This is a genomic window from Parasedimentitalea maritima (assembly GCF_005771405.1).
GTDB classification, from domain to species: domain Bacteria; phylum Pseudomonadota; class Alphaproteobacteria; order Rhodobacterales; family Rhodobacteraceae; genus Parasedimentitalea; species Parasedimentitalea maritima.
In genome coordinates this window covers 65,916-81,917 of record NZ_VAUA01000006.1, presented here as the reverse complement: position 1 = coordinate 81,917, position 16,002 = coordinate 65,916, and the positions used below count along the sequence as shown (strand labels likewise).

Genomic DNA, 16,002 nt, shown 5'->3' with positions numbered 1-16,002 from the left:
AGAACCGATGCAACACACAGATAGCTTTGTACGCGCAGATCAGCACCGGGCTTTGGGGTTGAGCACCTTTGCCTTTACCGTGTGTTTTGCGGTTTGGACTATTTTTTCGATCATCGGCATCCAGATCAAACAGGATCTGGGCCTGACGGACACCCAATTTGGCCTACTTGTTGCAACGCCGGTTTTAACGGGGTCGATCAGCCGGATTTTTCTGGGTATTTGGACAGAACGATTTGGTGGCCGAATCGTGTTTCCGCTGCAAATGATGATCACTGCGGCAGCGGTTTGGATGATGACATTTGTCGAGACTTACGAAATGTTCCTGGTGGTTGCGCTTGGGTTAGGTCTGGCTGGCGGATCGTTTATTATTGGCGTCGCCTATGTGTCGCGCTGGTTTGAGAACAAAAACCAGGGCACCGCACTGGGGGTTTTTGGAGTTGGCAATGTGGGCGCCGCGGTCACCAATTTTGCTGCGCCGTTTTTGGTTGTAGCTTTAGGGTGGGAGGCCACTGCGGAGGTCTATGCGGTGGTCTTGGCGATCACGGCCGTGGTGTTCTATATCCTCGCCAAACCGGACCCTGAGCACCAGCGACGTCAGGCGTCGGGTGAGGTCCACGTTTCGGTCGCTGCGCAACTTGCGCCGCTGAAGAATCTGCAAGTCTGGCGGTTTTCAATCTACTATTTCTTTGTTTTTGGTGCATTTGTGGCGCTCGCGTCTTTCCTGCCGCGCTACTATGTCGGCGCTTATGGGCTGGAGCTAACCACGGCTGGGATTCTGGCCGGACTTTATTCGTTGCCCGGATCAATTTTTCGCGCTGTCGGCGGTTGGATGTCGGACAAGTGGGGCGCGCGCTTTGTCATCTACATGACCTTTATTGTGTCGCTTCTGGTGTTGTTTCTAATGTCCTATCCCGACAGTCACTACATCGTGCAGGGTATCGATGGTGTGATCGAATTTGACATCAGCGTGTCGCTCAGCTTGTTTGTCACGCTCAGCATCGTTCTGGGTTTTGTGATGAGCCTTGGCAAAGCGGCAGTTTACAAGCACATTCCGCATTATTACCCAAATCATGTTGGATCGGTTGGCGGTTTGGTGGGGATGATTGGGGGGCTTGGCGGCTTCATCCTGCCCATCGCATTTGGTATATTGCTGGACGTTACCGGGATCTGGACCGCCCCCTTTATGTTGTTGTTTGTATTGGTAGCAGTTTCCACATTGTGGATGCACTTCGCGATCCGCAATATCGAGCGCAAACAGAATCCGGATCTTACAATTGAGACCTATACCTGAGGTTATGGGACTGAACGATCATAGATGGCTAGGTTAGGGGCGGCCAATGCGCCAAGATTGGCCACCTGATCGGTACTTTCACAACGGTTTCAACGACCGAATGGGCTGAAAGATCGAAAACATCCTGTCGTCTGGTCAGTATACGGCCTCATAAGCCGCGCAGCGCTCAGCCTCATCCATATTTGCAACTACGCTCAATTCACCCTTTTTGTGGGCCACATAAACTGGCGCAAACTCCGTGGGGAACCAGCCGCAGACCGTTTCGTTGCCTTCAAAACGTTCCAGCGCCTCTTCCAACGATTGCGGCAGGCGAACGTATCCTTTGGTCGCGAGCGTACTGGCGGACAGCAGAGATAGATCCTCCTGGGTAACAGAAGGGGCGGGCAGGTTGTCTTCGATCCCTTGGCAGCCGGCATGAATAATTGCGGCAAGAGCCAGATAAGGTGAGGCTGCTGCATCTGCTGCGCGATATTCAAAGTTATACTGACGTGCAATTTTTTCCGGATCATCAGAGGTGACCGGGCAAATGCGAACCGAGGCTTCGCGATCGCGAAACCCGAGGTTGTTGTAGGCTGCGCTCCAGCGATGCGGCGTCAGGCGCAGGTAAGACACAGCTGAAGGTGCGGTTAGCGCAATGATACTGTCGAGATATTTCAAGATCCCTGCAACAAAAGAGGCTGACACCGCAGACATGCCTGACGGACCGTCGGCGTCCCATGTGGCGGGCGCACCGTTGCCATCAAGAAAGCTCATGTGAATATGTACACCGTTGCCCACACCGGCTGGATCACGGATGGGCGTGAAGGTGACGCTTTCGTTATGGTGGCGAGCGGTCATCCGGGTTACTTCGCGCAGGATGACTGCATCATCCGCAACACGCACCCCTTTAGATGGCCCGTTGGTGACTTCGTACTGGTTGGCGCCGTATTCCTTCATGAAAGTATCATTCTCCAAGCCACCCTGATCAAGACCGGACATCAGTGTCTCACCAAAGGCCCGACGTTGGGAAAACCCGTTGAGGGAATATCCTTGCGGACCGGGTGGCACATCGCCGTGGAATTGAAACTCATGTTCAAAGGCGCCAAGCAGGCTGACGCCGCCAACCTGTTGCAACCGGTCCAGTGCCGCCTTGAGCAGTGAGCGCGTACAGAGATCCCAAGGGGCGCCAGCCAGATCGGTGATGTCCCCCAGAACAAAACGCTCAACCGGCGCGTTATCGTCAAATTCCAGATCCACGGCGGTAGTGGCGTCGGGGACTAACAGCAGATCCCCTAATGAGCCAAACGGACTGGGAGCGATGTGATCGAAGCAGGTGATCATGACGTTTGTTGGGGTCCAACCAACGCCCTTTTTCATGCGGCTGTCCAGCTTGGACAGGGGAAAGGCCTTGCCTCGGGTGATGCCAGCAAGGTCAGATGTCGCAGCGAATACAAGCGGGTCAGTTTTCTTCATTGGTCTCTCCAAACTCAATTCGAGAGGCGTCCCATGCTTCGATGCGCCCCTTTGTTTGATCCCAGTTGTTTTCAGCGACCCGCGTGACAATCGCCTCCATCAACGCCAACGCACCAGTGTAACTGTCCCAGAGCGTTCCGCTATCAATGGGCACAGTCAAAACTTCGCTGGCATTTTTTGCAACTGGCGACATCCATGGGTCAGTCATCAACACGATTTGCGCATGTCGCTCACGATGGGCTTTGTTTGCAAGCTTCGCGAGGCTGACCTGATAGCGGCGAAAGTCGACCACCAACAGGATATCGCGTGGGCGCATTCGCAGCAGATATTCCGGCCAGACTTCGGGGTCAGGTGGGAGCTGGAAAACTTTGACACGGACTTGGCGTAGATGGCGGGAAATGTACGACGCTATCGTGTCGCTCATCCGCCCGCCAATAACGTAGATGCTGCGCTTTGGATCGCTGAGTAGGCCACAGACCTTTTCAAACTGAACTTCTGTGACCGAAGCCTTTGTTGTTTCCAAAATGTCTTCTGCGCGATCAAGAAACCCAGCCAGAAAGGCGCCCTGCACCGGGGCGCTGGTTTTCTGTAGATCAACTGGAGAACGCTGCCCCTCTTTCAACTCTTCAATGAGTTGACGTTGGAATTCTTGAAACCCCGAAAAACCCAACTTGGAGACAAACCGCGACACTGTCGGAGGAGAGGTCTTGGTGTTTGAAGCCAGCTCCTGAATCGGGAGCAATCCAGCAAATGGATAGTCCATCAGCAACAGCGCGCTCAGGCGCCGTTCTGTTGCCGTGAATTCGGGTGACATGTTTTCGAGGCGGGTTTTGACGTCCATGATCTCTCCTTATCCATCATTTGGCCGTGTTGAAAGTTTTTTGTCAATAATGAAAAAAATATTGACTATGAAAATAATTCATCAATGCTGGGCGCATCCAGAAAGTGGGATTCTTGATGATAACGTCACCGCCGAAACACATAGTCGTCTCTATCCTTGGCATTGTTGCCCTTTGCATTGGGTCAGCTTTGGTTGCAAGCGCACTTGGTTCAGCAAGTGAGCGTATTCTGACGGTTTTCTTTATATCCTTGATCGCGGTTGTGGGCATGGGTGTTTATTCTGGCAATAGCGGCATTCTGAGCTTTGGACATCTGTCGTTTATGGGTATTGGCGCTTATGCCTCGGCGCTGTTGACGCTACCTGTGCAAATGAAGGTCGCAACCCTGCCCAAATTGCCTGAATGGCTGGCAGGGACGGAGACCGGGCTGCTTACGGCTGTCGCTGTGGCCATAGTGTTCACCTCCTTTGTTGCCCTCATAATTGGGCTCGCTCTGAACCGGCTTGAAGGATCGGCCGCGACAATTGCGACGCTTGGGCTGCTAATTATTGTGCATGGGATTACCATCGGCTGGCGGGATGTAACGCGTGGATCTCAGTCGTTTTTTGGGGTGCCACGCGACACCACGCTCTGGTCGGCAGCGATTTTCTGTATTCTCGCGCTAATTGTGGCGCGGCTATATCGAGATTCTGTTTCCGGGCTTAGGCTGCGGGCAGGGCGTGAAAATGCCATTGCTGCAAGTGCGGTTGGTGTACATATCCGTCGCGAACGTCTGATCGCTTGGGTTCTGAGTGCTGCCATCATGGCGCTATCCGGGGCTTTGATGGCGCATTTTCTAGGCGCGTTCAGCCCCAAGAAATTTTATTTCACTGACACGTTTCTTTTGCTGGCGATGCTCATCGTAGGCGGCATGACCACCGTAACGGGGGCGGTCACCGGGGCGCTGACGATCACCATCGTGACCGAAGTTCTGCGCCGGTTTGAAGGTGGGTTTTCCGTCGCGGGTATGGAAATCCCGGCTGTCTTTGGGACAACTCAAATTGGTATCGGCCTGATCATTCTGTTTGCGATGTTCCGAAAACCCGAGGGGCTTGCCGGGCTGAAAGAGCTGGAAGAGCGCTTTCTGTCTGGACACAGTATTAAATCCAAAACCAGAGACACACATGTGTCCGTTGCCGCCGCAGATCCCACACCGCTAACAGGGGATAATCTGACAATGCGTTTTGGGGGGCTGGTCGCAGTCAACGATGTGTCGATTGAGGTTAAGCCTGGCGAAATTGTTGGACTGATTGGGCCAAACGGATCCGGTAAAACAACATTACTGAATATGCTGTCGGGGGTGTTAACCCCAACCGATGGCAGCGTTCAGCGAGGGGACATGGTTCTAACCAACGCAGCGCCACATGATGTTGCCAACCATGGCATAGCCCGAACATTTCAGAACATTCGCTTGTTCAATGAACTGACTGTCTATCAAAATGTGCTGACGGCGGCGCTGTCGACCCTTGACGGCAAACGCGCAACCGAACGCTGTGAGGCTGCGATTGTTGCAATGGGTGTTGCACAATTTGCAGAAAACGACGCCAACACTCTGTCTTACGGCGATCAGCGACGGGTTGAAATTGCCCGGGCATTGGCCTGCGAACCTTCACTGGTGTTTTTGGATGAACCAGCCGCAGGCATGAACCGCGAAGAGACCGACGACCTGATGAAGACCCTGCAAAACCTCACCGGTGAGCTGGGTCTGGGTGTTTTGATTGTCGACCATGATTTGAAACTGATCAACCAGCTATGTGACCGCATTATCGTCTTGAATGAGGGCATGCTGATTGCCCAGGGAACACCTGCTGAAATTCGAAAAAACCCGGCCGTTATAGAAGCCTATCTAGGTCATTCGTGACCCAACCAACCGACCAATGGGAGATTAAGATGAAACGATTTTTGACATTGACCGCCATAGGCGCGCTGCTGGCAGCACCGGCCATGGCTGACACCCTGCGTGTAGGTCTGGCGACCGCGCAAACGGGTGGTCTTGCGACCTATGATTCACCGGTGATCGACGGTGTCCACATCGCAGTGGACGAGATTAATGCCGCCGGTGGTATTGGCGGAACAACCATGATCGAGCTGATCGAAAAAGACGTCCGCTCTGACGCTGCGCAAACCTCTATTGCGGCACAGGAACTGGTAGATGCGGGCGTTTCGGTGCTGGTGCTGCCCTGTGACGCGGACCCATCCCTAGCGGCAATTGGCATCGTGTCCTCCGCCCAGATCCCGGCGATTTCAACTTGTGCCTCATCGCCGACGCTGCCGATGATTGGCGGTGATTACATGTTTGCCAACTTCCCGGGTGACAACGTGCAGGCAACGGTTTCGGCCGCTTGGGCGCGTGAGCAAGGCCATGACAGCACTTACATCATCTATTCGCCTGACAGCCAGTACACGACCATGCCGCTGTATTTTGCAGAAGTCTTTGAGAAATCTGGCGGCACAGTTTTGGGGCAAGATACTCACTCTATCGGCCAGCAGGACTTTTCAGCGATTGCCACCAGAATAGCATCTTTGGAAGATCAGCCCGATGTGATCATGACCTCAGCATATGAGCCCGACTTCCCATCCATGCTCAAGGCGCTGCGGGCCGCTGGTGTTACTAGCCAGATCATCGGCTCAGACGGCATCGACAGCCCGACAACATTCTCGCTGGGTGATGCGGGCGAAGGTGTGGTCTTTACCACGGCTGGCCATGCGCTGGATGGCAATCCACTGGCCGAGTTCAACACCAAGTTTGAAGCGGCAACAGGCAACAAATCCGAAACTGTATTCAACGCAGTTGGTTATGACCTGATCAAGGTTGTTGAAGCTGCGGTTCTTGTCACTGAGGGTTCAACTGACCCTCAAAAAATTCGCGATGCGATTGCAAATCTTGAAGGTATTCAGGGTGCGACCAGCACAATCACCTACAAAGGCACCAATGGTATGCCAGTGCGTCAGGTGGCGCTGATCCAGGTAAAGGGTGGAGAGCGTGAATACCTTGGCTCCCCCAGCCCGGATGCGGCGATGATCCCCGCACCACGTATGCAGTAAGGAAACAGCCATGGCACCCCTTCTATCAGCACAGGGACTCCAAGTCAGATACGGCGCAGTAGAAGCGGTGCGTGGTGTAAGTTTTGAAATTCAGCAAGGCGAGATCGTCGCCTTGCTGGGCGCTAACGGGGCCGGAAAATCGTCTATTCTAAATGCCATTGTTGGATTGGTTCCAACAGCATCCGGTCAGGTCATGTTTGATGGCAAGGACATCACCGGGGCCGCACCAGAAGGGCTTGCCCCTTCGGGCCTGACACTGTCACCTGAAGGGCGTCGCGTGTTTGGGACACTCAGTGTTTCAGACAACCTGCGCATGGGGGCGTTTGGCCTAACAGATAAAGACGAGATAGCTGAGGCTTGGGAGAGGGTTTACGATCTGTTTCCAATCCTGAAAGAACGCAAAGATCAATATGCTGGGACGCTGTCCGGTGGTCAGCAGCAGATGCTTGCGGTTGGCCGCGCCTTAATGTCGAACCCGCGGCTGTTGTTGTTGGATGAACCCTCGCTGGGGTTGGCGCCGCTGATCATGGATCAGATCTTCGAGCTCATTGCCAAACTTAGGGATCAAGGTGTGACCTTGTTGGTGGTCGAACAGAACGTCGCCAAAACTCTGCAGGTTGCCGACCGTGGATACATATTGGTCAGTGGTGAAATTGTCGAAGCAGGCAAGACCAGTGAGCTAACTCAAAGCAGCAGCATGCAAGACGCCTATCTGGGAGCGAACTGAGACATGGAACTTTTCCTTCAACAGACGGCAAATGCACTGGCCTTGGGTGGGACATATGCCCTACTGGCGCTGGGGCTGGCTGTGGTATTTTCGATCATGGGCTTGATCAACTTTGCCCACGGTGAGTTGATGACCATTGCCGGCTATGTACTGATGTACTGTGGTATTGCCAGTGTGCCCTTCGTCATCGCAGTTCCGTTGGCAATTACGGCCTCAGTCCTGGCCGCTGTTGCAATGGAGCGGATCGCCTTTCGTCCGGTTCGCAACGGATCTGGTGCTACGATGCTGGTGACCAGCTTTGCGGTGGCCATGATCCTGCAGGTACTGTTCCAAAACCTGATTTCAGCTCGCTCACAACCGGTTCTTCTACCCGCTTTACTGTCTGATAGCGTTCGTGTGTTTGGGCTGGTGATCGGTGTAAACAAACTGGCCGCGATTGCGTCTACAATTGTCATGCTGGTCTTTCTGGACTGGTTCATGAAGCATCAGAAAACCGGTGTTGCGATGCGGGCCGCCGCTGAAGATTTCGCAGTTGCTCGACTGATGGGCATTCGCGCCAATACGGTGATTGCCGGGGCTTTTGCCCTGTCAGGCTTGCTGGCCGGCGTCGCAGCCGTGCTCTGGGTTTCACAACGGGCTTCGGTTGATCCGCTCATGGGCTTTATGCCCGTATTGAAGGCCTTTATCGCAGCCATTCTTGGCGGTTTGGGAAGCCTGCGCGGCGCTGTCGCAGGTGGCTTTCTGCTGGGGTTCATTGAAATCTACCTTGCCGCATTCCTGCCTCCTGAAATGCAGGAGTTCCGTGATCCGATCGGGCTTGGCATTGTTGTTTTGGTTCTGCTGATCCGACCTAACGGCTTGATCCCGTCAGCGACATTGAAAGCCGAAAAAGTATGAGTTGTGGTCCCAATGTAGCCCCTATGGAGGCTCTGCTTGGCAAGGGCGAAGTAGGGCCGGTTGAAGTCCTCAACGGTGACAGCATCTTTCCTGTTGTTCTGGTTTGCGAACATGCCGGACGGGCAATCCCAGCGGCCTTGGGAGATTTGGGTTTGTCCCCCGAGGATTTGCAGGCGCATATCGCTTGGGACATCGGAGCTGAAAAGGTTGCCCGTCTTGTTGCAGCCCAACTCAACGCGCCGCTGATCCTGCAACGTTACAGCCGGTTGGTTGTCGACTGCAATCGGCCCCCCCACAGTGAAAACGCTATGCCACCAATCAGCGACGGGATATTGGTGCCTGCGAACAATGACCTGTCGCCGCCGCAGAGACAGTCCCGGATTGCAGAGGTTTTCACCCCGTTTCAGGACGCGGTCAGTACACAGATCAGACGACCTTCTTGCGCGATGGTTCTGTCCATCCATAGCTATACCCGCACCATGGCTGGCTATAAACGACCCTGGGATGTTGGATTTTTGTACCGTAAGCATAGCAAAACATCGCAAGACCTTGCCGTAGAATTTGGCGCATTTGTTGCTCCAGAAAAGATCGGTTTAAATCAGCCCTATCAAATAGATGACGAGTTTGATTGGTTTGTGCCGATGCATGGAGAGGCAAGTGGGCTTCCTCACAGCCTTATTGAAATATGCAATGATCTGATCGCCACAGCTGACGGGCAACAAAAATGGGCTGACTGGCTCGCCTGTGCAATCACCCGTTCACTTAGGAAAGACCACTCATGACCCTGACCCGCAATGTGCCGCTCCAACTTGACCAATCTGCGATGCTGTTCATCGACGTGCAGAACTTTGCAGCCCATCGCAAAGGCGCTGAGTTTGCCGGTCTAAGTGATGCGGAGTTCGACGACAAATATGGCTGGTTCTTTGGGCAGATGAAATCAACAATTGTCCCGAATATGCAAAGGCTTCAGGCAGCGTTTCGCAAGGCGGGTGGCGAGGTGCTTTACACCACAATTGAAAGTCTGACCAAAGATGGCCGGGATCGCAGTCTTGATTATAAGATCACCGGTTTCAATGTCCCCAAGGGATCCTGGGACGGCAAAATGATCGACGAGTTGGCACCGGGCGATGATGAGATTGTCTTCCCCAAGTCGTCCTCTTCGGTCTTTGTTTCCACACATATTGATTATGTTTTGCGCAATCTTGGCGTTAAGCAACTGGTGATCAGCGGAATTATTACCGACCAATGTGTAGAGGGCGCGATCCGGGACGCCTGCGACCTGGGATATCTTGTCACTCAGGTAACCGATGCCTGCATGACATATAGTCAGGACCGGCATGATCATTCGCTGAGAACGATTAAGGGGTATTGTCGACAAGTAACGACGGATGAACTGGTCAGCGAGCTTCGCTGACCGTCACAATTCTCGTAGATTCGCGCGCTAGTTTACGACCAAGAACTCGATCCGCCGATTTTTAGCCCGGTTTTGTGCTGTGTTGTTCGGAACCAGAGGCTGTGTCTCACCATACCCGGTCACTTTCATACGGGTCTCAGGTATTCCCTTTTCGTGCAGATATTCGGACACCGCGTCTGCACGCCGCTCACTTAGCCGGACGTTTTGAGATGCTTTTCCGAGACTGTCGGTATGGCCCCCAATTTCAATTACGAGGTCAGGACACCGGCTAACGACATCATACAGTGTATCTAGCAGGGCAGTAGAGCTTGGATCTAGCCGTGACCCGGCAGGGGCAAAATTAATGCTGCCAGTTTTCGACAAGATTTCGAACCGACCGACACAGGCGGCCCTGTCAAAGTTACCTTCGGTCTCTAAGGCGGCCGAAGCGGCAACTACAGGCGTTGGTTGAGGCAAGGCTGTGCCAGGGGTGGTCCGGTCAAAGGTCAAATTCAGACTAACAATAGCCAGAGGGGTGATGGTCACGCCAGCGGCCTCTTCCAGCTTGGCCCGTCCAGCCTCGAGACCGAAGTCTTTCATCAGAATTGGAATTGGTTTGACGGTCGCAACATTGATCCGGTCATTGCTTATTAGCGAAATGATGACTGGTGCGCTTAGCTCGGCCTTTACGCCGTGCAAAGAAAGCGAAAATGGTAATGTCACCTCTTTGCGACGCAGATTTGGTAAGTCTGCCAAATCTGCGGCGTCCAGATGCGTTGTAATGACAGCTTGAGGGTGCAGGAATGTTTCAAAAAACAAGAACCGCATTCGCACGTTGCGCAAATCGACTGCGGTATCGACTGAATCCAATGCAATGGTTAGCACTGCAGTGCCATCTTCGCTGATCTGACCATTCACTGTGGCAAAACTGTTGGTTTCAGCAATGTGGCCTTTCTTAATCGACATGTAGGTAATGTTCGACGCCACCTGATCCAGTTGCCACCCGTTTTCAAATGGGCTTTGTGCCGACAAAAAACCGGGTAGGCACATCAGTAAGAGCGCTGACAGGGAAGGGAATAATCGCATAGCAAAGCCACTTTCAAAACAATTAAACGGAACTTTGGCGCTAAGGCCGAAGCAAAAACTTCGTGTGGTTTTCACATACTAACAGGAAACTTGCACCTTTAGGCAAGTATCGCGATAGTTTGCTAACGGTTTTCTGCTAAGCTATGCCTATTGCGGCTAGTTGGTTAGTTGCTGGGTTGGAGTGTGAGCGTGAAACGATTTTTCTATATGCTTTGCCTGTTGGCACTGTTTGCTGCACTGCCGCTGGCTTGGGGTACCAAAGCCAATGCTGAAGAGCGGCTTGCTCTTATTTTTGGCAACTCCGCTTATGGTTCCGTTTCACCACTGGACAATCCGGTGCATGACGCCAAGCTGATGGCGGATGCGCTGGCGCAGGTGGGTTTCGAAGTAACATTGCTGAGTGACGCCACCCAGCTAGAGATGAAAAGGGCCATTGCCCAGTTTGGCCGCGCCCTGCGTAAGGCTGGCAGTGATGCTACCGGGCTGTTCTATTATGCCGGACATGGCGTGCAGAGCTTTGGCAACAACTACCTGTTGCCTGTGGATGTCGCACTAGAAGACGCTGCAGATCTCGATCTTGTTGCAGTTGAGGCCCAGTCGGTTTTGCGCCAGATGGCGTCAGCGCGCAATCGCACCAATATCGTAATTCTGGATGCCTGCCGGAACAACCCGTTTGGCGATATCCCCGAACTGAACGATAACGGCCTGGCCGAGATGAAAGCGCCGACGGGTACGTTCCTGGCCTATGCAACCGCCCCCGGGGGCGTCGCGCTAGACGGTCTGGAAGGAAATAGTCCCTTTACCCGGGCTGTGGTGGACCAAATATCTGTGCCTGGTCAGCCTGTCGAACAATTGTTTAAACAGGTGCGTCGGGCTGTTTTGAAAGAAAGCAATGGATTGCAGACGCCCTGGGACGCCTCGTCGCTCGTGAGTGATTTCTTGTTTATCGATCAACCTGAGCCCCCTAAGCCAGCCGCAGCAGGCGAGCTGCAGGTGTGGCAATCGGTGCAAGCAACGCGTGACCCGGTGCAATTGACCCTATATCTGCGCGGTTACCCTGATGGCGAGTATGCGGATGAAGCACGCACGTTGCTGGCTGAAATCATCGAAAAAGAACTGGCGCCACCACCCAGTGATCCTGTGCCACTACCGGGCGAGGCAGAAAACAAACTGTTCCAGTCCGCCCAGGCGGATGGCAGCATAGCCGCCTATGAGGCGTATCTTCAGGCCTATCCTAATGGGACCTACTCAGAAATGGTTCGGGCCGAAGTGATTTCTTTGAGTGCCGGAACCAGTACCGACCCAGAGGCCGATGGCGAAGACGAAACGGAGGTTGCTGAAGAGCTTGATAGCTCAACATCGACCCCCAATTCGCCTGAGGCGGGGCCAATTACCTTTGCCAGCCCACTGGTGTCTGATTTGGGTCCTGTGTCTGGAAAATCGCTAGCAGAATTGATAACAGGCTCGCCTGCATTTCCCCCCATTGAGGGACTGCCCGAAGCATACTGGAAGGGGCAGACCTGTTCCAACTGCCATCAATGGAACCGCGAACGATTGTGCACCCAGGCAAATGCCTATCTCAATCTAACCATGCAGCGGTCTCTGACGAAGCAACACCCATATGGGGGTGTCATGAAACGCGCCCTGAAAAGCTGGGCTTCCGGTGGTTGTCAATAAATCCACCTTCTTGACGTGCACTGCTGACACTCCAGTCTATGTGGTCAATTGCAGCTATGTCCTCGGGGCGGCTGCAACAGGTATGATCTGGTCGTAAGGGGAGCATTTGTACCCTTATTGCGTCGTGGTGGACACAAAGAAATAGACCCATTCCCCTTTGAAATCGGCATGTGCAGCGCGTGCTTCGCTGACGCGTTCTGACAGCCAGGTCAAATAGGGCGCGGCCTCTTCGCTAATCGGACGTAAATCCGAATACAGCGGGTGTGATGCAGCAAAAGCAACAGCAATTTCCTGACCATAGGGCGGTCCTACAGTGATTTGCAGTCCCGGATCTGAAGCGGCTTTGGCACCTACCCGCAAGCGGTTTTGGGCCGGGGTCAGCGAAAGAGGGGCTGCAGCATTGGGAGATAAGTGCAGCACATCTCCGCCTGCATCAAAGTAATCAACATATACATAAGCGTCATAGTCTGGTGCAGTCAGATCAAAAAAGAGACGATCGCCGCCAACGTAATCCAGCACTCGGGCGTGGGTGTCAGCGCCAATTAGCCGGGGGTTGGTGATTTGGTCGGTACTTTGGGGCAGTCCGACATTTGAAATTCCTGCCAGTGCACCACATTGCGGGCGGGGTAGAATTTTCATTTGATCCGAGACTTGAATGTCAGCTCCCATTTGCGCTTGTAGAGCCGCCAGAACCGGGGCGCGTAATCCGGTTTCTGGGAGATGGCCGCGCAGATTGAGTGTTGCAGTTTCAGGATCAAACACGACTTGCAAACGCGAACATGGCACCGCAGCCAGAATCCCTGACACCCCATCGCGCAACGGATCACCCGCTGCGCTGATGTCACCGGGCTGCATAAAGCTCTGGAAAGCAGCCAGTGACACTGGGTCAGCCTGACCGGCCCCATCGCCAGAAAAAGCCAACGCGGCCTTAATGTGGGGCACATCTGGCTTGGACAGTGAGGCAGTAACCGGGGCAGGAGGGTGTTCAGTCAAAGCGGTTGCATCCGGGGTTTGTTGCAAGCTTTGCGTGCTCGTGGGTTGCGTATTGTCCAATGGTTGCGCGTCGGGGGCAAGTACCGGTGCTGCGTCTGCTGTGGTAGGAGCCTGGGCCAGCGGTACGGGTGAGGGTTGGGCGATTGAGGAGGACTGCAAAACTGGCAGAGGCACGGCTTTCGTCAAAGAAACTTCAGGCGTAGCCGCCGCTGTTACGTCTGCAACCATCGCTTCACTTACGACAAGAGGTGTTACCGCTGGCGCTGTTGCAACAACTTGATCACTTGGAGAAGGCGCGGGGAGCAGTGTGGCAGGGGTCGGTGCTAAAGGTGTAGCCTGCGGAGCCGGATCTCTGGCTGCGTTGAGCGTGGTACTGGTGGGGCGAGCGGGTTCGATCTGGTCGCTTTGGGGCACCATCGAAAAAGCTGTCGATTTAGGAATTTCTCCAGTCGCAAGGCCTTCTCCTTGGGTGTCAGCTTGGGCGGCTGGATCCGCTGTTGGAGCTTGTGGTACTGCCTCGCTGCGCGGGATGCGGTAGGCTTGGAGCTGTAGTTCGCTTTGAGGGCTGGGTTGGTTTTCAACTGTATCAGGCCGCAACGACCATAGCAGCAGCGCCGCAAATCCCAAATGAGCCAAAGCCGAGCCTAAAATCCCGCCAGCCCATATGCCGGGACGAAGCCTCACTCGTCACGCTCTGGAGTGACGACCAGCACGACATCGCGCACGCCCAATTGTTCGGCCTGTGTCACATAAGGCAGAACATGGCGCAGTTCGGTGGCCCGATGTGCGTTGATACGTAGGCGTAGATCGGGTTGCTGTGTCAGTTGGCTGGTCAGTGCGGTTGCCAGGTCTTGCGTGCTGATTTCGTCGCCATCCAACGCCAGAGAGCCATTTGCGGCTACGGCCAGGGTCACCCCCCCGGCTGGCATGTCGCGCCCTGATTGCGCCATCGGGGGGCGGACTTCAAACGGGGCGGTGGCGTCCATGCGTCCGATCAACATGAAAAAGACCAGCAGGAAGAACACCACATCGATCAGGGCGATAATCGTTTCAGATTGTGCTGCGCGAGGGGGGCGACTTAGTTTCATTGGCTGGCCTCCAGTCTCAGAACGCGCAGCCGTTGCACACCGGCCAATGCTGCGCTGTCCATTACTGAAATGAGGGCCTGCATAGGGGCAGCGCCTGACGGCAAGATTAGGACTTGTGTCAAAGGCTCATGGGCAATCTCAGTTGTCAGATGGTCTGTCACCGCGTCAGCGTCGAGTTGCTGACCGCGCAGCACAGCGTGGCCATCAGCACCAATTCGGATTATGATCGAGCCTTCGGGTTGCGCACTCACGGTCGTTGATACGCTGTCTGTATCCGGTCGCAAAGCCGGGATCATATCGAGGTTCAGATAGGTCGAAGTGACCATGAAAAACACCAGCAAAATCAACATCACGTCGATCATTGGCACCAATGAAATCAGGGCGCGGGGCTGGGCTTGCCGTTTGAGGTTCATCGCACCGCCTCCTAGGCTAGCTGGTCTCGTTTATCAGCAGCAACTGCCCAACCGCGCTTTCTATGTGCAACGCTGCGCCTTCAATTCGCGCAGCAAACAACCCAGCAGCAATGGCGGCAGGAATGGCCACTAATAGCCCGGCAGCCGTAGTCAAAAGGGCTTGCCAGATACCACCCGCAAGCACCGAGGCATTTGCCGCACCCTGTGCCAACTCCAACTCCTGAAAGGACTGGATCATGCCTAACACGGTGCCCAAGAGGCCCAGCAATGGCGACACCATGGCTACCAGTTCCAACAACCGGATCAGGCTGTTCATCTGCGCCACTTCTTCGTTGCCCCGCCGCAGTAATTCGCCTTCGAGACGGGGCCCTTTCAGTCCACTGTTCAGTGCCTGCATGGCATAGCTCATCACCCGGTCGGCCGGAGAGCGGCCATCCGATACGGCCGCCATTGCCGCGTGGCGATCGCCGCCTTTCCAATGCTCTAGGGCACTTGTGCGCATATCTTCGCCTGATCGCACCCGCCACAACTGCGCCAGTTTCACGCCAATAAGCGTCAGCGACATCGCAGACATAAGCGCCAGCAGTGCGATTACCGGTCCCCCGGTGCCCAGCAGTTCCCAAAATGCGGTCATCGCTATTTCACCAACTGGGCTGCGGTTTTCGATCCCAGATTAAGGATCGGAAAGCAATCCATCTGTTCCTCGTTTTGTGGCTGGCATGAGGTCACGTCGTGGAGCAGTATTTCCGATATGTTTCCGCAAGAGATTTCAGGGATTTCGAACAGTTTTAAGGTGGTGCGTTGCACAGGTAATGGTGCGGCATCGATAGACAACAAACGGTCAATCACGCCTTGTCCATCCAGAATTGCCAATGACATTTCAAATCCAGAGAAACTTTTCCCGGTCTGGTTACGAAACAGAAAAAACGCCCGACATCCGCCGCCGTCAATTTCTTCGACCTTGTTCAGTTCGACCTGCAATTGGCCGGTTTCAGCCTGCCCAGTCAAAGGCAGTGCCGCCAATAAAAAGACGGCAACCATGTGTTTAAATGTCATTCGGAT

16 protein-coding genes are annotated in these 16,002 nt (G+C 54.2%); 8 read left to right on the top strand and 8 right to left on the bottom strand.

Features of this window, described 5'->3' with window-relative positions; genetic code table 11:
* The first annotated feature begins 7 nt into the window (after positions 1-7).
* Entirely contained in the window at positions 8-1,291 is a 1,284-nt protein-coding gene (locus tag FEE96_RS12860; RefSeq protein WP_138163498.1) for an MFS transporter, read from the top strand.
* A gap of 135 nt (positions 1,292-1,426) precedes the next feature.
* On the opposite strand, the gene FEE96_RS12855 is transcribed toward FEE96_RS12860, so the two are convergent.
* A complete protein-coding gene (locus tag FEE96_RS12855; RefSeq protein WP_138163497.1) occupies positions 1,427-2,743 on the bottom strand; it encodes a type I glutamate--ammonia ligase in 1,317 nt (438 codons plus the stop codon).
* Positions 2,730-3,584, bottom strand: coding sequence for a MurR/RpiR family transcriptional regulator (locus tag FEE96_RS12850; protein WP_138163496.1), 855 nt, complete (start codon positions 3,582-3,584; stop codon positions 2,730-2,732). The genes FEE96_RS12855 and FEE96_RS12850 overlap by 14 nt, the downstream gene beginning before the upstream one ends.
* A 116-nt stretch (positions 3,585-3,700) precedes the next feature.
* Between FEE96_RS12850 and FEE96_RS12845 the strand changes: the two genes are divergently transcribed.
* From FEE96_RS12845 to FEE96_RS12820, 6 genes are read left to right on the top strand one after another with little or no spacing between them, the layout of a single operon-like run.
* Entirely contained in the window at positions 3,701-5,482 is a 1,782-nt protein-coding gene (locus FEE96_RS12845; RefSeq protein WP_138163495.1) for a branched-chain amino acid ABC transporter ATP-binding protein/permease, read from the top strand.
* Between the two features lie 29 nt (positions 5,483-5,511).
* The gene (locus FEE96_RS12840) at positions 5,512-6,666 is read left to right on the top strand and encodes an ABC transporter substrate-binding protein (RefSeq protein ID WP_138163494.1); all 1,155 of its coding nucleotides are present in this window, start codon (positions 5,512-5,514) and stop codon (positions 6,664-6,666) included.
* 10 nt (positions 6,667-6,676) lie between these two features.
* The gene (locus tag FEE96_RS12835) at positions 6,677-7,393 is read left to right on the top strand and encodes an ABC transporter ATP-binding protein (RefSeq protein WP_138163493.1); all 717 of its coding nucleotides are present in this window, start codon (positions 6,677-6,679) and stop codon (positions 7,391-7,393) included.
* Positions 7,394-7,396: 3 nt separating this feature from the next.
* Complete coding sequence (locus FEE96_RS12830) at positions 7,397-8,290, top strand: branched-chain amino acid ABC transporter permease (protein WP_138163492.1); 894 nt, start codon at positions 7,397-7,399, stop codon at positions 8,288-8,290.
* A gap of 23 nt (positions 8,291-8,313) precedes the next feature.
* Positions 8,314-9,072, top strand: coding sequence for an N-formylglutamate amidohydrolase (locus FEE96_RS12825; RefSeq protein WP_138163491.1), 759 nt, complete (start codon positions 8,314-8,316; stop codon positions 9,070-9,072).
* Positions 9,069-9,704 carry a cysteine hydrolase family protein gene (locus FEE96_RS12820; protein WP_138163490.1) on the top strand — a complete coding sequence of 212 codons (636 nt, stop codon included), beginning with the start codon at positions 9,069-9,071 and terminating at the stop codon, positions 9,702-9,704. The genes FEE96_RS12825 and FEE96_RS12820 overlap by 4 nt, the downstream gene beginning before the upstream one ends.
* Positions 9,705-9,731: 27 nt before the next feature.
* Here FEE96_RS12820 and FEE96_RS12815 read toward each other — a convergent pair whose 3' ends face one another.
* Entirely contained in the window at positions 9,732-10,769 is a 1,038-nt protein-coding gene (locus FEE96_RS12815; protein ID WP_138163489.1) for an OmpA family protein, read from the bottom strand.
* A gap of 189 nt (positions 10,770-10,958) precedes the next feature.
* On the opposite strand from FEE96_RS12815, the gene FEE96_RS12810 reads away from it, so the two are divergent.
* Positions 10,959-12,446, top strand: coding sequence for a caspase family protein (locus FEE96_RS12810; protein ID WP_246079436.1), 1,488 nt, complete (start codon positions 10,959-10,961; stop codon positions 12,444-12,446).
* Positions 12,447-12,560: 114 nt separating this feature from the next.
* Here the strand turns inward: FEE96_RS12810 and FEE96_RS12805 are convergent, their stop codons facing one another.
* The 5 genes from FEE96_RS12805 to FEE96_RS12785 are packed head-to-tail and all read right to left on the bottom strand — an operon-like array spanning position 12,561 to position 15,996.
* On the bottom strand, positions 12,561-14,123 hold the full coding sequence (locus FEE96_RS12805; RefSeq protein ID WP_138163488.1) for a DUF4384 domain-containing protein: 1,563 nt from the start codon (positions 14,121-14,123) through the stop codon (positions 12,561-12,563).
* Positions 14,120-14,527: an ExbD/TolR family protein gene (locus tag FEE96_RS12800; protein ID WP_138163487.1), complete on the bottom strand. Its 408-nt coding sequence runs from the start codon at positions 14,525-14,527 to the stop codon at positions 14,120-14,122. The genes FEE96_RS12805 and FEE96_RS12800 overlap by 4 nt, the downstream gene beginning before the upstream one ends.
* The gene (locus tag FEE96_RS12795) at positions 14,524-14,940 is read right to left on the bottom strand and encodes an ExbD/TolR family protein (protein ID WP_138163486.1); all 417 of its coding nucleotides are present in this window, start codon (positions 14,938-14,940) and stop codon (positions 14,524-14,526) included. Before FEE96_RS12795 ends, FEE96_RS12800 begins: the two co-directional genes overlap by 4 nt.
* 16 nt (positions 14,941-14,956) lie before the next feature.
* Positions 14,957-15,574, bottom strand: a complete 618-nt coding sequence (locus tag FEE96_RS12790; protein ID WP_138163485.1) for a MotA/TolQ/ExbB proton channel family protein — start codon at positions 15,572-15,574, stop codon at positions 14,957-14,959.
* 2 nt (positions 15,575-15,576) lie between these two features.
* A complete protein-coding gene (locus FEE96_RS12785) occupies positions 15,577-15,996 on the bottom strand; it encodes a hypothetical protein (protein WP_138163484.1) in 420 nt (139 codons plus the stop codon).
* Positions 15,997-16,002 lie beyond the last annotated feature (6 nt).

What these genes read in the sequence shown, in the direction of transcription:
- FEE96_RS12860 (WP_138163498.1), top strand. Translation starts at nt 8, where the DNA reads ATGCAACACACAGATAGCTTTGTACGCGCAGATCAGCACCGGGCTTTG.
- FEE96_RS12855 (WP_138163497.1), bottom strand. Translation starts at nt 2,743, where the DNA reads ATGAAGAAAACTGACCCGCTTGTATTCGCTGCGACATCTGACCTTGCT.
- FEE96_RS12850 (WP_138163496.1), bottom strand. Translation starts at nt 3,584, where the DNA reads ATGGACGTCAAAACCCGCCTCGAAAACATGTCACCCGAATTCACGGCA.
- FEE96_RS12845 (WP_138163495.1), top strand. Translation starts at nt 3,701, where the DNA reads ATGATAACGTCACCGCCGAAACACATAGTCGTCTCTATCCTTGGCATT.
- FEE96_RS12840 (WP_138163494.1), top strand. Translation starts at nt 5,512, where the DNA reads ATGAAACGATTTTTGACATTGACCGCCATAGGCGCGCTGCTGGCAGCA.
- FEE96_RS12835 (WP_138163493.1), top strand. Translation starts at nt 6,677, where the DNA reads ATGGCACCCCTTCTATCAGCACAGGGACTCCAAGTCAGATACGGCGCA.
- FEE96_RS12830 (WP_138163492.1), top strand. Translation starts at nt 7,397, where the DNA reads ATGGAACTTTTCCTTCAACAGACGGCAAATGCACTGGCCTTGGGTGGG.
- FEE96_RS12825 (WP_138163491.1), top strand. Translation starts at nt 8,314, where the DNA reads ATGGAGGCTCTGCTTGGCAAGGGCGAAGTAGGGCCGGTTGAAGTCCTC.
- FEE96_RS12820 (WP_138163490.1), top strand. Translation starts at nt 9,069, where the DNA reads ATGACCCTGACCCGCAATGTGCCGCTCCAACTTGACCAATCTGCGATG.
- FEE96_RS12815 (WP_138163489.1), bottom strand. Translation starts at nt 10,769, where the DNA reads ATGCGATTATTCCCTTCCCTGTCAGCGCTCTTACTGATGTGCCTACCC.
- FEE96_RS12800 (WP_138163487.1), bottom strand. Translation starts at nt 14,527, where the DNA reads ATGAAACTAAGTCGCCCCCCTCGCGCAGCACAATCTGAAACGATTATC.
- FEE96_RS12795 (WP_138163486.1), bottom strand. Translation starts at nt 14,940, where the DNA reads ATGAACCTCAAACGGCAAGCCCAGCCCCGCGCCCTGATTTCATTGGTG.
- FEE96_RS12790 (WP_138163485.1), bottom strand. Translation starts at nt 15,574, where the DNA reads ATGACCGCATTTTGGGAACTGCTGGGCACCGGGGGACCGGTAATCGCA.
- FEE96_RS12785 (WP_138163484.1), bottom strand. Translation starts at nt 15,996, where the DNA reads ATGACATTTAAACACATGGTTGCCGTCTTTTTATTGGCGGCACTGCCT.